The organism is Spirosoma flavus (assembly GCF_054778555.1).
In genome coordinates, this window is sequence record NZ_BAAGZL010000001.1 from 699118 (window position 1) to 720465 (window position 21348).

Below are 21348 nucleotides of genomic sequence, written 5' to 3' on the forward strand. Positions count from 1 at the left end.
TTTGTCAGATAACCGCTTTCATCTATGACAACTAAACTGCTACGTCTCATCCTGGTTTTGGTTCTTATTTATTCCGTATGGAGTAGTACGGTAAACGCGCAGCCTATTACGTCGGCGCAAATCGATGATGTTGTGCAACGCACGCTCACTACGTTCGATGTGCCGGGAATTGCCGTAGCTGTGGTGAAAGATGGAAAAGTGGTCCACTCGAAAGGATACGGCGTGCGGTCGCTGAGAACCAAAGAGAAAGTAGATGAAAATACGCTGTTTGGCATTGCGTCGAACAGCAAGGCCTTTACGTCGGCGGCACTGGGCATGCTCATCGATGAAGGTAAAGTTAAATGGGACGATAAGGTAATTGACTACATCCCCGAATTTCGAATGTACAACGCTTACGTGACAGAAGAATTCACCATCCGCGATCTGCTCACGCACCGAAGCGGACTTGGTCTCGGCGCGGGTGATCTGATGTTCTGGCCCGATTCGAGCAACTTCACCATGAAAGATATTATTCATAATCTGCGCTATCTGAAACCCGTTTCGGGCTTTCGGACGAAGTATGATTACGATAATCTGCTCTACATGGTGGCTGGCGAAGTGATTGAACGTATCAGCGGCAAAAGTTGGGAGTCCTTCGTGGAGGAACGTATCATGAAACCGCTTCAAATGACACGTAGCGCCGGTACGTATAGTCGGCTGGCGGACAAGGGCAATGTTATTGATGCCCACGCATCGGTCAATGGTAACGTGCAGGTAATCAGCCGGGATATGTTTCGGTTTGGCAATTCGGCGGGAGGTATCAATTCAAGCGTGGCCGATATGAGCAAGTGGGTGATCATGCAGTTGAATCGGGGAAAATACGGGCCGAATCAAAGTCAGCAGTTGTTCAGCGTGAACGTGCACAATGATATGTGGGCTCCCCAAACCATTACGCCGGTTAGTCCAACACCGGTGCCGCCGTATAACACCCATTTTTCGGCTTACGGGCTGGGCTGGGGGCTGAGCGACGTGAAAGGCTACCAACAGGTAACGCACACGGGCGGACTGGCGGGTATGGTTACGCAGGTAACATTACTTCCTGAACTTCAGCTGGGTATCATCGTTTTCACGAATCAGCAAGTTGGAGCGGCTTTCAGTGCAGTTACCAATACCATTAAAGACAGTTACCTCGGACTGCCACCAACTGACTGGGTAAAGACGTTTAGCGAACGGGTGAAGAAAGGGCAGGACGAAGCGAATGCCATTACCAAAAACATCTGGGACAGCATTGAGAAAGAACGGAAAACCGGTACGTCGAAAACCGATGTTACGTCCTACCTCGGAACGTATCACGATAACTGGTTTGGCGACGTATCGATTCACTCGAAGAATGGCAAACTGTGGTTTCAATCGCTCCGTTCGCCGAAGCTGACGGGCGAAATGTTCTTCTACAAAAACAACACGTTCATTGTGAAATGGCTGAATCGCAGTCTCGACGCCGACGCCTACGTTACGTTCCAGACCGACGAAACGATGAAGCCGGTTTCCATTAAAATGAAGCCAATTTCGCCCCTCACCGATTTCAGCTTCGATTTTCAGGACCTGGATCTGCAGCGTGTTCCGGATAAAGCCGCGAACTGATTCAATAGAATTTGAAGAGTGAGTCAGGTACTTTGTCGGTGCTGTTTGTGCGAATGGCCTGGTGGCAGAATCATTGAAGTTCCCAACTGTGTCGGTTTGAAATAACCATGTAATTCATTTTGGCATAGTTTATTAGGGCGGGGCAACCTGTACCGCGTGAAATTACCGTAACCTAAATAGTTAGCAGTCAATAACATAGGTTTTACTTTATTCGGGTGCTGTTTCTGAGTGTAATAGTCTAAGATTGTTTTCAACCTTTATTCACTATTCAGATGAACCCAAACAAAGCTTTGTGGGAAAAGGGCGATTTCACTCAAATTGCCCAGGCCATACGGAAAAGCGGTGAAGCGCTGGTCGCTCAACTTGGAATCACCCCCGGACTCAATGTTCTGGACTTAGCTTGCGGAGATGGTACGACCGCCATACCGGCAGCCAGATTAGGCGCTTCGGTTTTAGGCGTGGATATCGCCAGTAATCTGGTAGCAGCGGGTAATCGTCGGGTTGCAGCGGAAGGGCTCACCAATTGTCATTTTCAGGAAGGCGATGCGACCGACCTGCATGAGTTAAATGACCAAAGCTTTGACCTTGTTGTAACTATTTTTGGGGCTATGTTCGCGCCGAAGCCAGTTGACGTAGCGAAAGAGATGGTTCGGGTTACGCGCCCGGGCGGACGTATCGTGATGGGAAACTGGATACCCGGTGATCCAACACTAGTCGCGCAAGTACTAAAAATCAGTTCGGCTTATACCGCGCCACCGCCAGAAGGGTTTGTCAGTCCTATGTTGTGGGGAGTCGAGAGTCATGTTATCGACCGGTTTGGGCAGGCAGGAATACCCAAAGAAAACATCAGCTTTTTCAAGGACACGGCTATTCTTAGAGCCCCGTATACACCCGCCGAATTACTTCACAAGTTCAGAAATTTCTATGGCCCAACCATGAATGCGTTTGAAGCGGCTGAGAAAAATGGTAAAGCTGAGGCTTTGCAACAGGAATTGGAGACGCTGTTTGTAAGTCAAAACCAAAGCAGCGACACGACCAAAACGTCGATACCAGCGTCATTTTTAAAAGTGACTGTTGCAGTTTGACGCTATACACCCGCTTTTTAGGTCGTTTTTGACCAGTACCGTTCGATCAGTCGTCCTTATTTTCCGACCATTCATCAAATCCCATTGCCGTTCCAGTAGTTTGTAATACATAGTACTAGCTAGAGCCTATAACTTTGGTGCAACAAATCGGGAAAGAAACCCCGACCTGCTTAGAACTAAACATAAACAACATACTACAATGAAAACGATCATCAAATCTTTCGCTCTTGCTCTTACACTGGGTTTTGTTACCGCATCGGCTACGTTAAGTGAAGCTAAACCAATCGGTCTTAAAGACCCAGCGACGGCCGCTTCTTACCAGACTGGTATTTACACATCGAAAGACAACAAACTGAACATCGCCCTGAATAAGGAAGTGGGTGGAACTGTCGATGTTAAGTTTAAAAACAATGAAGGCAAAGTTTTATTCAGTGAACGGCTGGGTAAAAACGAAACTACGTACCGCACTCGCTTAAGCCTGGGCGAACTGCCCGACGGTGAGTATCAGGTTGAAATCACCAACGGTGTTGAAACGCAGAAGCACGTAGTAACGATTAAAACTGAACAGCCTGCAACATCCGGCCGCGTAGTGGCTATGAATTAATAACTTGAAACAAAATTAGTTTTTCCTGGACTGGACACCCGACTTCCCGAAAGCTCTAGACTTTCGGGAAGTTTTGTTTATAACGTAATAAAGTCCCATACAGCATCTTGCTGTCTGAGTAGACGGCACCGACAGGCTCTGGCTGTCGGAGTTGCCGGATGGTTAGTTGCTGACGCAACTCCGACAGCCAGAGCCTGTCGGTGCCTTTCAACGTATCAGAAAACGCCCGGACGTCCAACGAGCAAACGGCTGATGGGGCGGTAATCAGTGAATTCGATAAAAGGTGCTACGTAGCCGGGTTTTACGGGTTCTTCACGTACCAGATCGGTGCTGAGGTATTTCTTATTACTGTCGCACAGAATGGTTACGACGCGGGCTTGCGGACCTAGTTCGGTCTGAAGATTGATAGCGCCAATCAGGTTGGCACCCGACGAGATACCGACTGCTACGCCCAGTTGCAGGGCCAGTTTTTGCGCCACCAGAATTGAGTCACCGTCGCTGGCCTGCACAACGTGATCAAGTTCGTTCAGCTTCAAAATATCGGGAATAAACTCGTCGAAAAAGCCCTGAATACGGTGCGAACCCGTTTTATAGCCAACCGATAACGTAGGCGATTCGGCGGGTTCAAGCGGATGGACTCGAATGTCGGGTTTGCGGGATTTGAGGTAGCGCCCAACCCCCATCACCGTACCGCCCGTACCAACGCCAGCCACAAAGGCATCGGGCGTTACGTCGACTCCCTGCATTTGCAGCCAGATTTCCTTACCCGTAGTCAGCCGGTGCGCATCGGCGTTGTATTGATTCGCAAACTGACGCGGCAGAAAAACGTGTGGGTCGGCGGCAGCCATTTCTTCCGACCGACGTATCGCGCCCAGAAAACCGCCTTCTTCCTTCGTAAACAGAATAATATCGGCGCCCAGACTGCGTATGATGTCGATACGTTCCTGACTAATGCCAGCCGGCATAATAATCGTAACCGGATGCCCCAACGCACGACCCACTGCCGAAAAAGCAATGCCCGAACTGCCGCTGGTGGCTTCCACAATACGGTCGCCGGGTTGAATATGACCCTGTCGATACGCCTGATGCAGTACGTGCAGGGCCATGCGATCTTTCATGCTGCCCGTCAGGTTATAATGTTCGCACTTGACGTAAAGCGAGCGGGGCTGGCCTTCGTAGGTATAAAATAATTCCAGCATCGGCGTATTACCGACCAGGTGCCAGAGGTGCTCAAATTTTTCCTGAATGGCGGGTTTTAACGTGATTTCGGACGATGAAGTCATGTGATACGTAGTGAAAAAACAGCGCGTTACATTTAGACAATATTCTATAAAAAAGTACCCGCAACGTTCGTAAATCATTGCGGGTAAGGATCTTATTGCTGAACGTAGCGTCAAGGTTTGGCGGCCAGAATTTCGCCCAGTTTTTTGCCGAGTTCTTCACCCCGAACGTTCTTGGCGACGATTTTGCCATCAGGACCGATCAGGAAGTTCTGCGGAATGGAACGGATACCGTATTGTTTTGCTACGTCGTTTTCCCAGAATTTCAGGTCTGATACGTGCGTCCAGGTCAGATTATCCTTGTGAATGGCTTTTAGCCAGGCTTCTTTGGCGTTAGGTCGGTCGAGGGAAACGCCCAGCACGGTGAAATTTTTGTCTTTATACTGCTGGAAGTTTTTCACTACGTTCGGGTTTTCGGCCCGGCAGGGTCCGCACCAGCTTGCCCAGAAATCAATCAGTACGTATTTACCCCGAAAACTGTTCAGCGACACAGCTTTACCCAACGTATCGGCCTGCGAAAATTCGGGAGCTATCTCGCCAATGGACGTAGCTTTCACGCTGGCCAGCACTTTGGCGTATTCTTTTCCACTCTTTCCGTTCTTAATCACTTCGCCTAAGCTTTCATACATAGGTCCAACTTCGGCGTATTCAGGCGTGTAGTCATACTGTTGCAGGGTAAATAAGCTGACCAGCGAGTTCGGATTTTCTTTAATGAACTGCGCCTTCACTTTTTTCTGATCGGCTTCCAGGGCTTCGTACCGTTTGTCAAGATTTGCCTCGAACTCCTTCGATTTTTTCTGTTCAGGAGTAGCCGCCCGATATTCTCTCATCAACTGCGCCATTTTGTCGCTGGTTTGTCTCAGCATCCCAGTCAGTTTCTGATTGTCGATGTTGAGCGGAGTTCCATCTGCCACCGCATTGGCGAGTGAATCGGGACTTTCTACGGTGATATTGCCCGGCTCCAGATAAAGGCTCATCGACGAGATGGGGCGGGTATTTGTGAAACCAGTCCCTAACTTATCGACGTACAGTCCCACCAGCATGGGCTCGTCTACGTTGCCTGAAAACGAGAATGTACCATTTTCAATTTTGGCTGAGTCTATTTTTACGTCGGTGCCAACCCGATAACGTAGGTACGCTTTGGCGGGAGCGTTGACGTTACGTAGTTTTCCTTTCAGCGTGTACGAACCTTTCTGCGCCCAAAGCAGCGACGGGCTTAACAGGCATATGAGAACAAGTAATTGTTTCATGGTGATGAATGTGTTCAGTTGATAACCCCTAAAAGTAAGGATATTCTGTGGGGTTCGCACATTCATAACCGAAAAACGGTCAGCTCGTTACGAAGCTGACCGTTGGTGATACGTAGTAGTAAACCTTCTTACTTGATCGGTACGTTGAACGTACCATCGGTTAGGGTAATTTTAACACCTTTGTCATTATACGCGGTGAAAGAAAACGTACCAGCGATTTCAGTGGCCGTCTTTTTCGTTATCGTAACCGTTCCTGTTCCAGGTTTAACTACAGTCGAATACGCGTCACTCGTGCTGGCTTTGGTAAACGAACCGAAATTGATAGAGCTTAACTCGTGTGTACCTACCTGTGCCGTATTGGGCAGGGCAATTACCGCAACATCACTGGTTTTGCTATCGAGGCCGTAGATGCCGTAATAACCATCATTGCCTGGGAAGCTAATTTTAGCGTAAGCGAAATCAGGTTTGAAGTCCTTTCCGTCAACTTTTGTTGAAAAAGCTACACTTGATTGCTGCTGTGTTCCTGTGCCGGATGGGGTGACACTATCGTCATTTTTTTTGCTGCACGAGGTTAAGCTAATGATACCAGAAAAGGCAAGAATGGCTGCGATACGTAACGTTTTCATGATTAATGGAGATTCGTTGTTTTTGAAAAAGTGAAAGGATTGATGGTAGGGGATTCAGTACGTCAGATTACTTAAACGGTACATTGAATTTTCCTTCGGTGATGGTACGCTTAACGGTGCCTTTGTCGTTGTAAGCCACGAACGAGAAGGTGCCTTCGACATTAGTTGTCGTCATTTTAGTTATCGTAACGGTACCTTCGCCGGGTTCTACACGTGTTGAGAATGAATCGGTGCCGTTACCAAGCGAGAATCCACCGTAATTAATGTAGCTTAATTTATGCGTACCAACCAGAGCTGCATAAGGCAGGCCAATAAACACTACGTCGCCGGTTCTGCTGTCGAGGCCGTAGATGCCGTAGTAACCATCGTTGCCGGGCATTACGGCTTTGCTGTATACCAGATCAGGCATATAATCTTTGCCGTCAATTTTGGCTACGAAACCGGTTGACGTCAGCGCCGTGGTTGCTGATGTTGTAGTAGTAGTTGTCGGATTCGTGGTGGTCGTGGTATTGGATGTAGGCGTTGTTGGTGTTGTTGGGGTGGTTTGAGTTGGTGCAGGCATGACATCATCACTTTTTTTGCTGCAAGACGTTAAACCGATGATTCCAGAAAAGAGAAGGATGGCTGCTACGTGTAAAGTTTTCATGATTGAAAGAGTTGTTTGTGTCTGTAAAAAGTTAGTTGCTATGTTAGGATGATTCAGTCGCCTGAGTCATTGAGGAAGAGTGCCGTTCGGTGTCTGTTCCTGTTTGACGATTCAAAACTACTACGTCGGGGAAGGGGCTATTGGAGAGACTATATAGAAGGCGGTCTTTGGTTTAAAAGCGGTGGAAATGAACCTAAAACTGGCGGGTTTTTACAGGCTCCGGCTTTCGGAGTTGCATTAGCGACTAACTGTGTAGCTACAACCCATCCGGCAACTCCGACAGCCGGAGCCTGTCGGGGCCTGTAAAAACAATCAGCCCGATACGCGGTGCATATCGGGCTGATTGTTAATTACGTAATGCTACGTTACGGCTTCGCTTCGTCTTTTGCAGTGCTGCCGCTGGCGGGTGCCAGTGAGTTAATCCAGGCCGCAATCTTCAAAGCGTCGGCTTTGGGAACCTGCGGCATGGGAGGCATTTCGGTTGCATAATCGGGCCAGTGTTGCGGCTTGGGGTTATAAATCAGCTCAACAATCTGGTCGTTGGTGTATTTCCGCTTGGCTACGTCCGCGAAAGCAGGACCAACCTGCCGTTTGTTGGCCTGATGGCAGGCAGCACAGGTGTGGCGCGTCAATAAGCCTTTCACCTGGTCATACGTCGGTGCTTTGGCCGACGTAACAGCCTGACCCTCTACGAGTTTTGGTTTGCCTCCTTTGGTAGCTGCTGCCTTAGTTGCGGCTGATGTTGTTGCTGGTGCGGCTGTTGGAGCCGGAGCTGCCGCCGAATTTTTAGTGCTCATATCGCTCGTAGCCAGCTTTTGCCCGTCGGGAATGTTATTCAACGTATAATAAGCAATCGGGTGAACGAGCGAGTACGTTCCTTCGGTAGCACGAACGCCATCGAGCGTAAGCTGGTGAATGTAGTATTTCCGAAGATTATCAACCACCAGACGCGCTTTCAGACCATCTTCTGAAACCTTTACACCTTTCAGCGTTAGCGCTTCTTTGTTGATCGTTGGGCTACCATACACGGGATGGTATTTATAGATGAAGCTTTCGACCCGGTACGACGCCAGATCCTCAGCAGTTTTACGGTCAACAGGTTTGGTGAATTCGATTTCGAAACCGTCGGGCATGGCTTTTACCGTACGCATTTCAAATGGAATGGCACCGTTCCAGGTCAGCCGTTGCAGACCTTCGTTGGCTTCACCAGCCGATCCCCATCCGCGGTTGGTTTCGCCCACGAACAGCGAACCATCTTTGGCAAAGGCCATACGTAGCACGCCCGATTTAAAACCGTTACGTAGTTCGATGGCACCGCCCTGATATTCGCCGTTTACTTTCTCCATAAACACCCGCGAAATTTTGCTCATGCCCTGATCGCCAACGAGCAACTGACCGGAAAATGGCCCAAACGCTCCCTGCGGTATTTCCAGAATTTCGGAGTTAGAGATGCCCAGAATACCGTGCGGCAACCAAACGGAAGGCGTTCTGACTTCAACACCCGGAAACTTGTCTTTCATCTGATACAGCAGATTCGGCGTTTCGTTCACTACGTTCTCGGGTTTGATAGCACGGCCATTTTCACCCCGACGTTTGCGTTCATCTATTTGGGCGTCGAATTGCTCAATCGACAATTTAACCGGCGAATTGGCCATACCTGTCCAGCGCAAACCGGCCGGGTGTCCTACAAAAGAGCCTTTCTTTACGTGAACAATACCGCCCGATCCCATCCAGTCGCCCTGGTTGTCGGCGTAGAAAAGTTCGTTATCATAAATACCAAGTCCGCAGGGCGAGCGCATCCCGGTAGCCCAGGGCTGCATGTTGCCTTTTTCGTCGATTTTCATCGTCCAGCCGCGCCAGGGGACACGACTTTCGCCCCGCCACCATTCTTCATCGCCGAACGCTACGTTGCCCGTTACAAAGAACTGACCGTCAGGCGCAATTTTAGGTCCGAAGCTATATTCATGGTAGTGACCCGACAATGGCCAGGCATATACCGTCTCGAATACGTCGGCTTTCCCATCATCGTTGGAATCGACAAGTTTGGTCAATTCGCCCCGTTGCGCGCAGTAGAGCGCCCCATCTTTGTAAGTTAACCCCAAAATTTCGTGCAGACCCGACGCAAACTTGCGGAAGTAGGGTTTGCGGCTGGTTGGGTTTTCCACAATCCAGATATCACCCCGACGCGTGGCTACACCCAGATCGCCGTTGGGTAGCGTGTACAGGCCACCAACTTCAAGCAAAGTACCTTCGGGCGCGGTTACTTTCAGAATCTTAAAAAAATCTTCCTCTTTCGGCGATTCCTGCGCCCGGACTGCTACGTAGCTGGCAACCGCGAAGAGGGCAGTTAGTATATATTTCATGAGCTGAATTAATCAATGTATGGTGTATGAAGTAAGATATATGATGTATGAATTAGGATGTATTGTACAGGTTATACATCATAAATCTTACCTCATACATCTTAGTTCGTCCATTTAAAATAGGATTGAGTAAACCACTTTTCCTTTCACCGGGACGATCAGTTCCTGCCGCCCGTTGGCTTCCCGAATGCTGGGTTTCGCTCCTGCTACGTCGTCGATACGTACATATGCCTGTCCATCAATCAGATACATTCCATTTTCCAGAGCGCTAATCGTGCTGCCACTTACCAGACGGGCGTAAAGGTCGCTGGGGGAATTGGTGATGGTTACTTCCCGCTGGACACCTTTTCCTTCACCTAAAGTCCGGATTTTATCGTTTACGGATGCGCCAAAACTCTGATAGCGGAACGTAGGGCGGTCGCTTTCGTCCAGTACGTATCCTTTGGGCCGGTAACCAGAACCGGTTGTATCAGTCGGCCAGTTGGTTTGTGGCGATGCGAGTTTGGTCAGGAAGAAAACAGGTGCGCCGAGTCGCTGCACCATACCCATTGGGCGCGAAGAGCCGTCGCCCCGGTCGTGCCACATGGGCGTAGTATCCAGAAACATGCCCCGCCAAACCTGCACCAGCGCGCCTTTGTCGAGGTCGTACGTATAATGCACCTGCTCTGGGCTACCCACCGATACAGCGTGCGTGACACGTAGCGTTCGGCCCTGCGTGTTTTTCTCACCGGGCATATCCATGAAACTACGTAGCATCGTATTCGTATTGGCTTCGACCAGAATTGGGTCAACTTCTTCGCCAGAGCCGCCCGCGCCATCGCTGATCGCGTATTCACGGATGCCCGGCCCGGTAATGCTCAACCCTAATGCTGGTTGCGCCCAATCGACGAATTTTGAGTACAAAAGTTCGAAAGGCAGGTCGCCTTTCGCCAACGTAACTTGTCCGCGTGCGTTCCGTTCTCCGGGAGAAATCACCGTCTGATTGTTGATTTTCATCATACCGCCACCCCCACTGGCACCCAGATTGAACTTGTATTCGCCGGGTTCGGAGACACGTAACGTACCGGTATACCGGATTAAAAACTCGTTGGGAATCCGTGTTACGTTAGCCGACAGCACCGTAGTGGCTCCTTCTGACTCGGGGGCGGTTTTATCGTAAGCTGGTGGATCCTTCTCAAATTTACCTTTATAAACGGCGTATTTCAGATTGAGCAGTTCGGGGCGGGGCTTATCGTAGGCAACGTAGCGAATGTTACGGATGGCTACGGCACCGTGATCGCCCTGAATACGGATGGGGCCAAGTGCTTTTTCGTCGGCAAACGCAGAGCCGCGCGTAGGGCCGGTCAGCTCAACATTTTCCTGAATGATAACGCCGTTCAGTTCAATCCGAATCACGCGGGCGTTTTCGGTTTTTTGCGGTGCCCCGCCGGGCCCATTGCTGTTGAAACGTGGGGCCTGGAACGAGATTTTAAGATGTTGCCACAGACCCGGTGCGCGGCTGGCATTCTGACGGGCTGCGTGCCCTTCGTACCCTTTCTGTCCATCGGGCCGTTTATCGTCCCAGCGTTCATACACGGCGCCATTGTCGTGAACGTTTGGTGTACGAATCTCCCAGCTATCGCGTAACTGAATTTCGTAGCGGCCCTGCAGATAGACGCCCGAATTCGATTTCGCTGCCATCATGTAATCGAGTTCCAGATCGACATCGCCGTGCTGCAGGGTTGTAAACAAGTCGTATTTGTAAGGATTTTGAGGATCGGCAGGCATTTTCGCCATCGGGATATTCGCCAGCACACCCGTCCCTTTTTCGGTGATCAGCGTGTTGTCTTTGGCCAAATCTGCCCGCACGTTGCCTATAATCTGCCAGTTGGCCGTGGGCGATACAAACGCGCTTAAATCATTGAGTGTGACTGGGGTTCCCGGCATCGGAGCGGGCTGAGCCAGTGCCAGACCGATACCCATCAGGCAGCCCAGACTCAGCAGCCCTCCGAAACGGGCTGAAAGAATAGAGGTTATCATGCGTTTACCATAAGATTTGAAGGGCGAAAGTTACATTTTTTCCAGGTAAAAGACTGCGAATAAACAGTTAGACTTATCTTTGATCGTTTTACGGACGAACTCATTAATTCGAACCATTTTCCATGAAAAACGTACGATTACCAATTGCCCTTTGCCTCGCTGTAATTTGTCAGGGGTATACCAATCTGGCCCTTGCTCAGACGGAACCAAGTAAACAAACCCCACAGTCCACCGAAATTTGGGAACCTGTTCCTCCCGTCGTTACCCCCGGCACGAATTCAGCTAATACCGCCGGCACAACTCCTCCTTCGGATGCCATTGTGCTTTTCGACGGTAAAAATGCCGACCAGTGGGTAGCTAATAAAGGGTACAACCCAACCAATAGCACCGATCCGCTTCAGTGGCCCGTGCGCGATGGCGTCCTGTATTCAGGAAAAACGTCGTCGGCCATGTCGAAACAGCAATTCGGCGATATGCAGTTGCACATTGAGTTTCAGACACCGTCGAAAGTAGAAGGGAACGGACAAGGCCGGGGCAACAGCGGAATTTTCCTGCAAGGCCGTTACGAATTGCAGGTGCTGGATAACTACGAAAACCCAACCTACGTAAACGGCATGGTCGGCTCGATTTACAAGCAGGCTATTCCGTTGGCAAACCCCAGCCGCAAACCCGGCGAGTGGCAGACGTATGATGTGATCTATAATCAACCTAAATTCAACAAAGCTGGGCTGATGCTGGAGCCTGCTTTTGTAACCGTACTGCTCAACGGCGTTCTGGTGCAGAACCACGTAGCTATTCGCGGTACAACCGAGTATATCGGTTACCCAAAAGTGCAGGCGCACGGTAAAGGCCCGATCATTTTGCAGGACCACGGCAACCCAGTTGGTTTCCGCAATATCTGGGTGAGAGAATTGTAAAAAGATGGATGACGTATGAGATATGGATTAATCGCTGAAGGGCGTCCATTCATACACCATACATCCTACATCATATATCCTTAACGTACCATTCAGTAAGAGCCCTCGGCGTTTGTCGGGGGCTTTTTGTATCATTGCCTGTTTAATTGATCGTTAGCCTATGCGTGTTGTTTACCCACTCCTCTTCCTGATTGTCAGCCTACTGACGGCTTGCTCTACTACTACGGTATATATCGTGCGCCATGCTGAGAAAGTAAGTGAAGCCGACACGACCGATTTATCGCCAGCGGGCCACGAACGGGCGAAGGCGTTAGCCGACGTACTGGTTTCGAAAGGAATCGATTCGATTTTCACGACACCTACCCGACGTACCCGCCAGACGGCCGCGCTATTGGCTAAGCAGCTCGGAATTACGATGGTCGATTATCCGTCCCGGCCTAACGATGCTATCGTGAAACGTATCAATCAGATACGTAGCAAAACGGTGCTGGTCGTCGGACATAGCAATACCATTCTGGATATTGCCAAAGGATTGGGCACGCAACCGACTCTGACAACTATTGCCTCCGGCGATTTTGACAATCTGCTACGTGTCCAGATCAAGCGGGGATTATTTGGTACGTCAAAAACAATATCACAAACAACTTACGGCCAGCCAACACAATAGGCTCCGACAGGCTCTGGCTGTCGCTGAGTTAGTCGCTGGCGCGACTTTGACAGCCGGAGCCTGTCTGGGCCATTCCTAAAATCATGCAAATGCAGTATTGATGAAGGGGTTACGTACTTCTACCTTTGTCCAGCAACTGCCAACCAATCGACTCATGAAAGCAATACGTAGTTTCGGGTTAATCAGTTTGTTATTGTTGAATCACTACGTTGTCCGGGCGCAGGGACCTCGGGCGGCTGGCGATAAAATGCCTACGCTACGTAAAAAAGTTGCCGTTACGCCCGCCAACTATACCGGTCGCCAGTTAATCGTAGGGAACGGCGGGGGAGTTACTGGCGCTGCAACTGCCTATTACCTGTTCGAAGACGGTAAACTGTTTGGCTGGCGGAATCGCGATACTACGTTTACGTTCATTGCTCAGCAAACGCCTGCCAACACCAAAAAAGTCTTCGCTACGTTCGACGAAAAGTGCAAAATAAAAACCACCAAATTCGACTACCCCGGCAACATGTACAAACTTGTCCGCTGGAAAAAAGGAAAGGAAATTTATAAAGTAGCCTGGGGAGAACCTGGTAAAACGGTTCCACCCAATTACCCCAAATTTTATGATTCGTTCATGGCCATGATTCCGGCTTCGCTACGTCTGAAATAAGGAGTTATAGGGTTGTACGGTTATAGAGTTGTATAGTTATAAAGTTCATTAGTAACAATTTAGCAGTCGCTCATTCACTCTTTCGCTTTTTGTTATGAAACCACAGCTATTCTTAATAACGGGTCTTTTAACTGCCTCCGCTACGTTGGCGCAGCAGCCCGAATCTGGCTTTGCTCAGAAACGGAAAACGGGCGAAGCTTCGTCAGATCTGGCGAAACGTCTTGGTGCTACGTTGGTATCGCCACCGACCAACAAATTTGGTCGGCAGACAATGCTGGGAACGGGCCAAAGTGCTTCGTCGCTGGAACCGATGCGTTTGCGGGTGATACGTGACGAAAAGACCAATTTGCCCATATTTATCGAACGAAAAGGGAGTCCGAGAACGGCTATCACTAAGGGAGCGCGTTTGTCGGCTGCGGCTGCTACGTCGGTAACGTATCAGTTCATGGGGCAGATACGTAGTTTGCTGAAAATCGAGAATCCTGAATCACAATTCACGGTCAGACAGTCCGAAACGGATGATCTCGGGCAAATGCATCTTCGCCTGACGCAGACGCACCGGGGCATCCCCGTACTTGGCGCTGAACTCGTGGCGCACCTCACGGATGGCAACGTAACAACCCTGAACGGTCGCTATCAACTGGTGCCGGATGCGTTGTCGACAACCCCAAAACTGAATCTCACCGACGCTTCTGAACGAGCGCTTACCGACGTGCGCAAAACATCAACCGTTCGCTCGTTTGGCGATAATATCCTGAAACTGAAATCGTCGGAAGGTGATTTGTGCGTGTTTATGACGGATAATAACGAGGCTAAACTCGCGTATCAGCTGACGGTACGTCCGAATATGCTCGAACGCTGGGAATACGTTATCGACGCACAGTCTGGCGAGGTTTTAGACAAATACAACCACACCTGCTCGTTTGCGGGGCCTATTAAAGCAACGGCTAAAGACCTCAACGGGAATACGCGCACGGTCCAGACGTATCAGCACACGAACGGTACGTATTACATGATCGATGCGTCGCGGGCGATGTTCAAGAATACGTCCAAAATGCCGGATAATCCGCTCGGCGCGCTCTGGACGGTCGATGCAAAAAATACGTTCGGCGATAAACAGGAAATTTACCAGATTACCTCTGCCAACAACACCAACTGGACGCCTACCGCAATTTCGGCACATTACAACGCGGGAATTGCTTACGAATACTACCTCAATACGTTCAAACGGAACGCGCTCAACGGCAACGGCGAAACCATTGTATCCATCGTAAACATGCCGGATGACGACGGAAAAACGATGGATAACGCCTACTGGAACGGCAAAGTGATGGCGTACGGCAACGGTAAACTGCTGAAACCGCTGGCAGGTGCGCTCGACGTAGCAGGCCACGAAATGACCCACGGCGTGATTCAGAATACGGCCAATTTGCAGTACAAAAATCAGTCGGGCGCGATTAATGAATCGATGGCCGATGTATTCGGTGCCATGATCGACCGCGACGACTGGAAACTTGGCGAAGACGTAGCGACGCCCCAGGTATTGCCGTCGGGTGCGCTACGTGATCTCTCGAACCCGAATCAGGGCGGGAAAGCCAAAGATCCGAACGGGTATCAGCCCGCGAGCATGTCGCAGTACGATAATACTACGGAGGATAATGGGGGCGTACACATTAACAGCGGCATCCCCAACTTTGCTTTTTACAAATTCGCTACGGCTGTCGGGAAAGATAAAGCGGAACGGGTTTATTACCAGGCGCTGACTAAATATCTGGTGCGTACGTCGCAGTTTCTGGATTTGAGGCTGGCCGTTGTCAAAGCCGCCGGTGACCTCTACGGAGCTACCGGGGCGGAAGTAAATGCCGCCAAAGCTGCCTTCGATGCCGTTGGTATAACGGAAAGCACACAGACAAATCCCGGCAAACAGCCCGACGTACCAGTCGCTAACGGGCAGGATTTGATTCTTCTAACCAAGACAACCGATAGTCGGCTTTATGCGACGACGGTAGGTTCACAACAGTTAACGGTGAAATCAACTCTAGCTTTGAAACACCGCCCAAGCGTGACCGACGACGGGAAATTCGCGTACTACGTAACGTCGGACAAGCGCATTCGGGCGGTAAACCTGACCGGTACGGCGTCTGAAACGGTTATTTCCAACGAAACCATCTGGAGTAACGTAGCGATATCCAAAGATGGCACTAAACTGGCTGCGCTGACTGATAATCAGGATGCTTCGATTTATGTGTATAGCTACGCCAAACAGAAATGGACTCAATTCAGGCTCTATAACCCGACCTATACAGAAGGTGTTGAAACGGGCGAAGTAAAGTATGCCGATTCGTTTGAGTGGGATTTCACGGGCGAGAACGTTGTCTATGATGCGTATAACGCCTTGAGAAACAATGCCGGTGACGACGTCGATTACTGGGATGTCGGCTTCATTAACGTATGGAATAATAAAACGGGCGATTTCGCCAAGGGCAACATCGAAAAGCTGTTCTCCGGACTGGAGGAAGGCGAAAGCATCGGAAACCCGTCATTCTCTAAAAACTCCCCCGATATAATTGCATTTGACTACGTTAACGATAACGACAATAGCTACTACGTAGTGGCTACCGACATCAGTACGGGTGGCCTGGAGGGTGTTTACGAGAACAATACGTTGGGTTTCCCAAGTTATTCCCGGCTCGATAACCAATTGGTATTCAGTACAAAATCGAGTAGTAAGGAAAACGTAGTGAGTATAAAGTTAGGGGCTGATAAGATATCGCCTTCGGGATCGATTGCGTTATTGTACGAGAACACAAAATGGCCCGTCTGGTACACGCAGGCTAATCGGGTCATTCCCACAAAAACTGCACAAACCATTACGTTCGACGCCATCACTGACCGCTATTTCAACCAGGGAGATTTGGTGCTAAAAGCAACCTGTTCGTCGAATCTGGCGGTTGGTTTTCAAGTGAAAAGTGGCCCTGCTACGTTGAGCGGCAGTACGTTGAAATTCTCGGGCGTCGGTGCGGTGACGATTCGCGCTTTCCAGGCTGGGAACGATCAGTTTGCTGCGGCCACCGACGTAGAACGGACGTTTAACGTACTGGCCGTGCTGGGAACCGAACCCGCCTGGTCTGATGCCTTATCAGTTTATCCGAACCCGGTTAGCAATACGCTCACCGTTGAGTTACCGTCCACCGAACGTATCGAACAGGTATCGATTCACGGGTTATCGGGTGCTACGTTGCTGAAGCCAACCATTCAACCCCGCCAACATTCTGCTACGTTGGAAGTGGGCCAACTGCCGAAAGGACAGTACATTCTGCAAATTCAAACGCCTAACGGAGCGACCAGCCGGAAGGTGGTGAAAGAGTAATGGATGATATATGAAGTAGGATATAGGATGTATTTTGCTGATTCAGAATACATCCTACATCCTACTTCATATATCATCTATTATCTCGTCGCGATTCGGATCGTTTGATCGCTTGAGCTGGCTTCTACGATGTCAGCTTTGTTGTACTTCTGAAATTCCTGAAAAGCGACCTCTTTGTCATCGACGATGAAGTGCGCGAACGAACGCTGGATGGTTTCGTCATCGGTTGGAACTGTGAAAAAAGATGATTCTTTTTTCCTCTCGTCCAGTTGGAATCGGATCGGGATATTATATTTTACATTGACCACTTCACCATTCTGACGACCCGGAATCCAGCGGGGCATCTGCGAAACCACCCGAATAGCTTCTTCATCGGTACCAAAGCCCATTCCTTTTAGCACCTGTACGTCCGTGACTTCCCCCGTTTTAGTAACAATAAAGCTAAGGTATACTTTGCCTTCTACCTTTGCCTTTGCTGCCCGTTCGGGATATTTCAGGTTGTTAAACATGTATTCGCCCAACTTGACCATTCCGCCTGGAAATTCAGGCTGGTGTTCCACAACCGTATAAACCTCGTCATCCACTTTTGCATTTTTTCTGACATTGTTTTCCGCCGTAGTAGGCTGGTCGCGATCCGATTGCGTACACATGAGCAAGCTGGCCGCCAGGGGCAAAACCAGGGCATAGCCGAATAACGCCCGGCGATGCGAAGCAGGTTTTTGTAACATAATGATACGTTGTTTAAGGGTTGATTTTGAAGCAAAAGACGTAGTAAGCGCGGCTGGCGATACGTTGAGTGCGTAGGCTACCAACTGACGTGGGTAATCGGGTTGGGGCGTTTGCAGCACGGCCCGGTCGGCCAGAAATTCGTGTACTTCCTGCAAAGCTCGTTTGTAGAAAATCAGGACCGGATTGAACCAGAAAACGGCCTGTGTCATTTCCAGAAACAGTATGTCGGCAGTATGGCGTTGGCGAATGTGCGCTTCTTCGTGACGCAGTAATGCATCGGGTTCTGTCTGCGCATCGGCCTGATTGAGCACCAGATACGTTCCAAATGAGAACGAAGGCGTTACGTTGCTGTTCAGGCGAACCAGCGTGTAAGTCGGTTTACGTTCGGCATTTCCCCCGCTAATCAACTGCATGACGGCTCGCAGGTGAACTACTAGTCTGATAAACATACATAGTACACCAATTCCGTAAAAAAGCCAGAGCCATTGCGCTGCGGTCAAGGTGTACGTACTGGCATGACTTCCCGAATTAACCACGAAGGTTGGCAGGGTAATAACACCCGTTGGCAAAGCGTCAGACAACGTATCAGGCAATCTGACGAATGGCAACGCCAACGACAGCCCTATCGTGCCCACCAGATATGCCCGATTGAGTCCGAAAAACGTGTTTCGACGTAGCAGAAGCACGTAGCAGCCGTAAAAGAGTAGCAGAAACAGGTTAACGGTCAGGAGGTAGCTGAAGGCACTCATTTCTTCTTGCTCTTGGTGGTTATCAGGATGACGCCATTTTTACCTTTTTCGCCGTATACAGCCGCTGATGCATCTTTTAATACCGAGATGCTCTCAATGGTGTTGGGATCTAATTTCACAATATTCTTTCCTGGTAAATCTTCTTTGTTAAGCACAGTTCCTTTTGGCTGCTCCACGCCATCGATGATATAGAGCGGATCTCCGTCAGTAAAAGCGTTCCCCCGTATTTGAATCGAGGTGTTGTTCTGGGGTGCTGTGTCGGAATTAGTAGCCGCAACGCCTTCGTTTACACGGTTATCTGATTGTACTTGCCCGGTACGTTTATCTTCCGCTTTTTCCAGCGAAAAGTTAATAGGAAGATTGTACTGCACGTTCACTGCTTTACCCTGTTGACGACCTGGTTTCCAGGCTGGCATTTGGCTCACGACCCGTACAGCCTCCTCGTCGCAGCCACTGCCAATACCTTTTAGTATCGTTACATCGCGAATCTTGCCGTCAGATGAGACAATAAACCTGACAAACACCCGTCCCTGCACTCGCTTTTCTCTTGCTTCTTTAGGGTAGCGCAGGTTCTGGGCCAGATACTGCCCAAGCGCTTTCATCCCGCCCGGAAATTCAGGCTGTTTTTCAACAACCGTGAATACCTCGTCTTGAGGAGGGGCTACGGCCGAAGCTGACGGTTTATTAGATGGCTCAAAAGCGATCACATGCACTTCATTCAAAACATTGGGGCTGGCTTGTCCGGTACGTTTGTCTTCTGGTTTTTCCAGCGCAAATTGAATTGGTAGCACAAACTGCGTAGCAACCGGTTTGCCGTTCTGCTGAGCGGGTAGCCAGCGCGGCATCTGACGAACGATACGTAGTGCCTCTTCATCGCAGCCACTACCGATGCCTTTTTTGATGGTAGCAGTCCCGATTTCGCCAGTAGGCAACACCACGAACTCAACAAATACATTGCCCTCAACACCAGCGGCTTTAGCTTTGGCCGGGTAACGTAATTCATGAGCTACGTACTGCATAAGTCCGGGTATACCCGTCGGAAACGCAGCCGGTTCCTCTACTGACGTATACACCTTGCCATTAATGGTTTCCGTCGTAGGAGTGATTCGCGCTGGCATGGCCGGATTCGGCTTGATGGATTTAAAAACCGACGTAGCGCCCATTGCTGGTAATTCGTTGGGGTTTTCTTCCGACAGAGCGACATCAATAACTGTATGCCCTTCGACGGGTATATTCATTGTTGTAAAGCCGACAAAACTGACGCTCAGAATAGCGTTTTTAGGAACGTTCTGAAGTTTATAAGCGCCATTCACATCCGTTGGAATTCCCTTACCCGTGTTGGCTACTACAACAATGGCGCCCGGAATTTCTTTTTTATCAGCCGCGCTGGTTACTTTACCCGACACCGTAATTTGTTCGTCGGATACGTCATTGATCATAGCGGCTATTTCTTCACGAGCCGTAGTCATGGAAAGCAGCCCCAGCGCCAGCGGAATCACCAGAACATATTTACCCAGTGCCCAACGCGTAGTAGATCGCTGATGAAGCATCAGAATCCGTTGCTTGAGCAGCGACGGATTGAAAAATCCGTTTACCAGCGTATCGGGCTGAGCACTAAACGCGTAGCTCACCAGAAAACGGGCATAATCGGTTGGCTGATCGATGGCTTTGTCGGCCAGAAATTCGTGTACCTGACGTAGCATTTTGTCGATGAGCCATAACGCCGGGCATGCCCAGAACAGACAACGTAGCAACGCCAGACTCACTACGTCGGTGCTGTGGTGCTGGCGGATGTGAACCAGCTCATGATCAATAATGGAGTCTGTATGGCGATCGTCGGAGTTGAGTATCAGGTAGCGAAAAAACGAGAATGTGGGAACCTGGTTGCTTTCGGGTTGAACCAATACGTAGTCGTCGGTACGTTGCTGCGGTGACTGGTGAATGAAACGTAGCAGTCGCGTCGTGCGAAGCAGCAGACGTAGCACCAGTAACGTAGCCATAATTCCGTAGGCGATAATACCAATCTGTTCCCAATCCGGTCCCGTTTCAACAGGCGCTACGACGTCATAAACCGGCAGTGCGATCACGCCCGCCGGCACCGGCAGCACGTCAACGGTTTGGGTTGGAAGTTTCACGAGTGGAAGTACCAGCGTCAGCAGGGCCGATACCAACAGATACGCCCGATTGAGTGACAGAAACGTGTGTCGGCGAAGAAAAAGCCAGTAGCAACTGACAAACAACAGGCCGTAGAGATTGGCTTTCAGGAAATAGTCGAGCGTATTCATTGGTTTTTCTGTTGGTTTAAGAGCTTAATAATTTCGTCGGCTTCGTTCAGACTAATGTTTTTGTCCTGCACAAAAAACGACACCAGTTTCTTGAGCGAGTTGTCGAAGTAGTTGGCCATCAGTTGTTCCGTCTGAAATCGGCGGTATTCCTCTTCGGTAATGAGCGGATAGTATTCGTGCGTTTTGCCGTAGGCCGTGTAGCCAACCAGTTCTTTCTTCTCTAAAATCCGGATGATGGTCGAGACGGTGTTGTAAGCGGGTTTGGTCGGCGGGTCTCCGGATTCAGGAAGTTCGGCCAGTACGTCCTTGACGAAGCCTTTTTTTAGCTGCCAGAGAACCCGCATAATTTCTTCTTCTGCTTTGGTCAGTTCACGTATCGCCATTGTTGTTTTCAAGTGGTTGCTGATTAGTAAACGAAAGTTATGACTAATGGTTTAGTTTTACAACTAATCTATTAGTTAATTTTTTCTTAGAACGTAAAAACCC

The 21348-nt window shown here is 49.7% G+C and carries 17 protein-coding genes; 7 read left to right on the plus strand and 10 right to left on the minus strand.

The window, feature by feature from the left end; all coding sequences use genetic code 11:
• The first annotated feature begins 24 nt into the window (after positions 1 to 24).
• From ACYVF1_RS02730 to ACYVF1_RS02740, 3 genes are all read left to right on the plus strand, one after another.
• Positions 25 to 1620 (plus strand): serine hydrolase, encoded by a 1596-nt coding sequence (locus tag ACYVF1_RS02730; RefSeq protein ID WP_461075366.1) that lies wholly within the window; start codon positions 25 to 27, stop codon positions 1618 to 1620.
• Between the two features lie 272 nt (positions 1621 to 1892).
• The gene (locus ACYVF1_RS02735) at positions 1893 to 2705 is read left to right on the plus strand and encodes a class I SAM-dependent methyltransferase (RefSeq protein WP_461075368.1); all 813 of its coding nucleotides are present in this window, start codon (positions 1893 to 1895) and stop codon (positions 2703 to 2705) included.
• Between the two features lie 199 nt (positions 2706 to 2904).
• Positions 2905 to 3309 carry a hypothetical protein gene (locus ACYVF1_RS02740; protein ID WP_461075370.1) on the plus strand — a complete coding sequence of 135 codons (405 nt, stop codon included), beginning with the start codon at positions 2905 to 2907 and terminating at the stop codon, positions 3307 to 3309.
• 55 nt (positions 3310 to 3364) lie between these two features.
• Here ACYVF1_RS02740 and ACYVF1_RS02745 read toward each other — a convergent pair whose 3' ends face one another.
• The 7 genes from ACYVF1_RS02745 to ACYVF1_RS02775 all read right to left on the minus strand — a co-directional run bounded on the left by ACYVF1_RS02745 (position 3365) and on the right by ACYVF1_RS02775 (position 11493).
• On the minus strand, positions 3365 to 3547 hold the full coding sequence (locus ACYVF1_RS02745) for a hypothetical protein (RefSeq protein WP_461075372.1): 183 nt from the start codon (positions 3545 to 3547) through the stop codon (positions 3365 to 3367).
• Positions 3525 to 4592 (minus strand): PLP-dependent cysteine synthase family protein, encoded by a 1068-nt coding sequence (locus tag ACYVF1_RS02750; protein ID WP_461075374.1) that lies wholly within the window; start codon positions 4590 to 4592, stop codon positions 3525 to 3527. The genes ACYVF1_RS02745 and ACYVF1_RS02750 overlap by 23 nt, the downstream gene beginning before the upstream one ends.
• Positions 4593 to 4702: 110 nt before the next feature.
• Positions 4703 to 5839: a redoxin domain-containing protein gene (locus ACYVF1_RS02755; RefSeq protein ID WP_461075376.1), complete on the minus strand. Its 1137-nt coding sequence runs from the start codon at positions 5837 to 5839 to the stop codon at positions 4703 to 4705.
• A gap of 128 nt (positions 5840 to 5967) precedes the next feature.
• Positions 5968 to 6465 (minus strand): Riean_0653 family protein, encoded by a 498-nt coding sequence (locus ACYVF1_RS02760; protein WP_461075378.1) that lies wholly within the window; start codon positions 6463 to 6465, stop codon positions 5968 to 5970.
• Between the two features lie 67 nt (positions 6466 to 6532).
• Positions 6533 to 7111, minus strand: coding sequence for a DUF6252 domain-containing protein (locus tag ACYVF1_RS02765; protein ID WP_461075380.1), 579 nt, complete (start codon positions 7109 to 7111; stop codon positions 6533 to 6535).
• A 365-nt stretch (positions 7112 to 7476) separates the two neighbouring features.
• Positions 7477 to 9474: a c-type cytochrome gene (locus ACYVF1_RS02770; RefSeq protein WP_461075382.1), complete on the minus strand. Its 1998-nt coding sequence runs from the start codon at positions 9472 to 9474 to the stop codon at positions 7477 to 7479.
• A 114-nt stretch (positions 9475 to 9588) separates the two neighbouring features.
• Positions 9589 to 11493 (minus strand): family 16 glycoside hydrolase, encoded by a 1905-nt coding sequence (locus tag ACYVF1_RS02775; RefSeq protein WP_461075384.1) that lies wholly within the window; start codon positions 11491 to 11493, stop codon positions 9589 to 9591.
• A gap of 122 nt (positions 11494 to 11615) precedes the next feature.
• On the opposite strand from ACYVF1_RS02775, the gene ACYVF1_RS02780 reads away from it, so the two are divergent.
• The 4 genes from ACYVF1_RS02780 to ACYVF1_RS02795 all read left to right on the plus strand — a co-directional run bounded on the left by ACYVF1_RS02780 (position 11616) and on the right by ACYVF1_RS02795 (position 17099).
• Positions 11616 to 12410 carry a 3-keto-disaccharide hydrolase gene (locus tag ACYVF1_RS02780; protein ID WP_461075386.1) on the plus strand — a complete coding sequence of 265 codons (795 nt, stop codon included), beginning with the start codon at positions 11616 to 11618 and terminating at the stop codon, positions 12408 to 12410.
• Positions 12411 to 12570: 160 nt separating this feature from the next.
• Positions 12571 to 13077: a histidine phosphatase family protein gene (locus tag ACYVF1_RS02785; RefSeq protein WP_461075388.1), complete on the plus strand. Its 507-nt coding sequence runs from the start codon at positions 12571 to 12573 to the stop codon at positions 13075 to 13077.
• 154 nt (positions 13078 to 13231) lie between these two features.
• Positions 13232 to 13729 carry an FAD-binding oxidoreductase gene (locus ACYVF1_RS02790; RefSeq protein WP_461075390.1) on the plus strand — a complete coding sequence of 166 codons (498 nt, stop codon included), beginning with the start codon at positions 13232 to 13234 and terminating at the stop codon, positions 13727 to 13729.
• 94 nt (positions 13730 to 13823) lie between these two features.
• Complete coding sequence (locus ACYVF1_RS02795; protein ID WP_461075392.1) at positions 13824 to 17099, plus strand: M4 family metallopeptidase; 3276 nt, start codon at positions 13824 to 13826, stop codon at positions 17097 to 17099.
• Between the two features lie 80 nt (positions 17100 to 17179).
• Here ACYVF1_RS02795 and ACYVF1_RS02800 read toward each other — a convergent pair whose 3' ends face one another.
• From ACYVF1_RS02800 to ACYVF1_RS02810, 3 genes are read right to left on the minus strand one after another with little or no spacing between them, the layout of a single operon-like run.
• On the minus strand, positions 17180 to 18577 hold the full coding sequence (locus ACYVF1_RS02800) for a M56 family metallopeptidase (RefSeq protein ID WP_461075394.1): 1398 nt from the start codon (positions 18575 to 18577) through the stop codon (positions 17180 to 17182).
• The gene (locus ACYVF1_RS02805) at positions 18574 to 20862 is read right to left on the minus strand and encodes a TonB family protein (RefSeq protein ID WP_461075396.1); all 2289 of its coding nucleotides are present in this window, start codon (positions 20860 to 20862) and stop codon (positions 18574 to 18576) included. The genes ACYVF1_RS02800 and ACYVF1_RS02805 overlap by 4 nt, the downstream gene beginning before the upstream one ends.
• Positions 20859 to 21245 carry a BlaI/MecI/CopY family transcriptional regulator gene (locus ACYVF1_RS02810; protein WP_461077791.1) on the minus strand — a complete coding sequence of 129 codons (387 nt, stop codon included), beginning with the start codon at positions 21243 to 21245 and terminating at the stop codon, positions 20859 to 20861. The genes ACYVF1_RS02805 and ACYVF1_RS02810 overlap by 4 nt, the downstream gene beginning before the upstream one ends.
• Between the last annotated feature and the right edge of the window lie 103 nt (positions 21246 to 21348).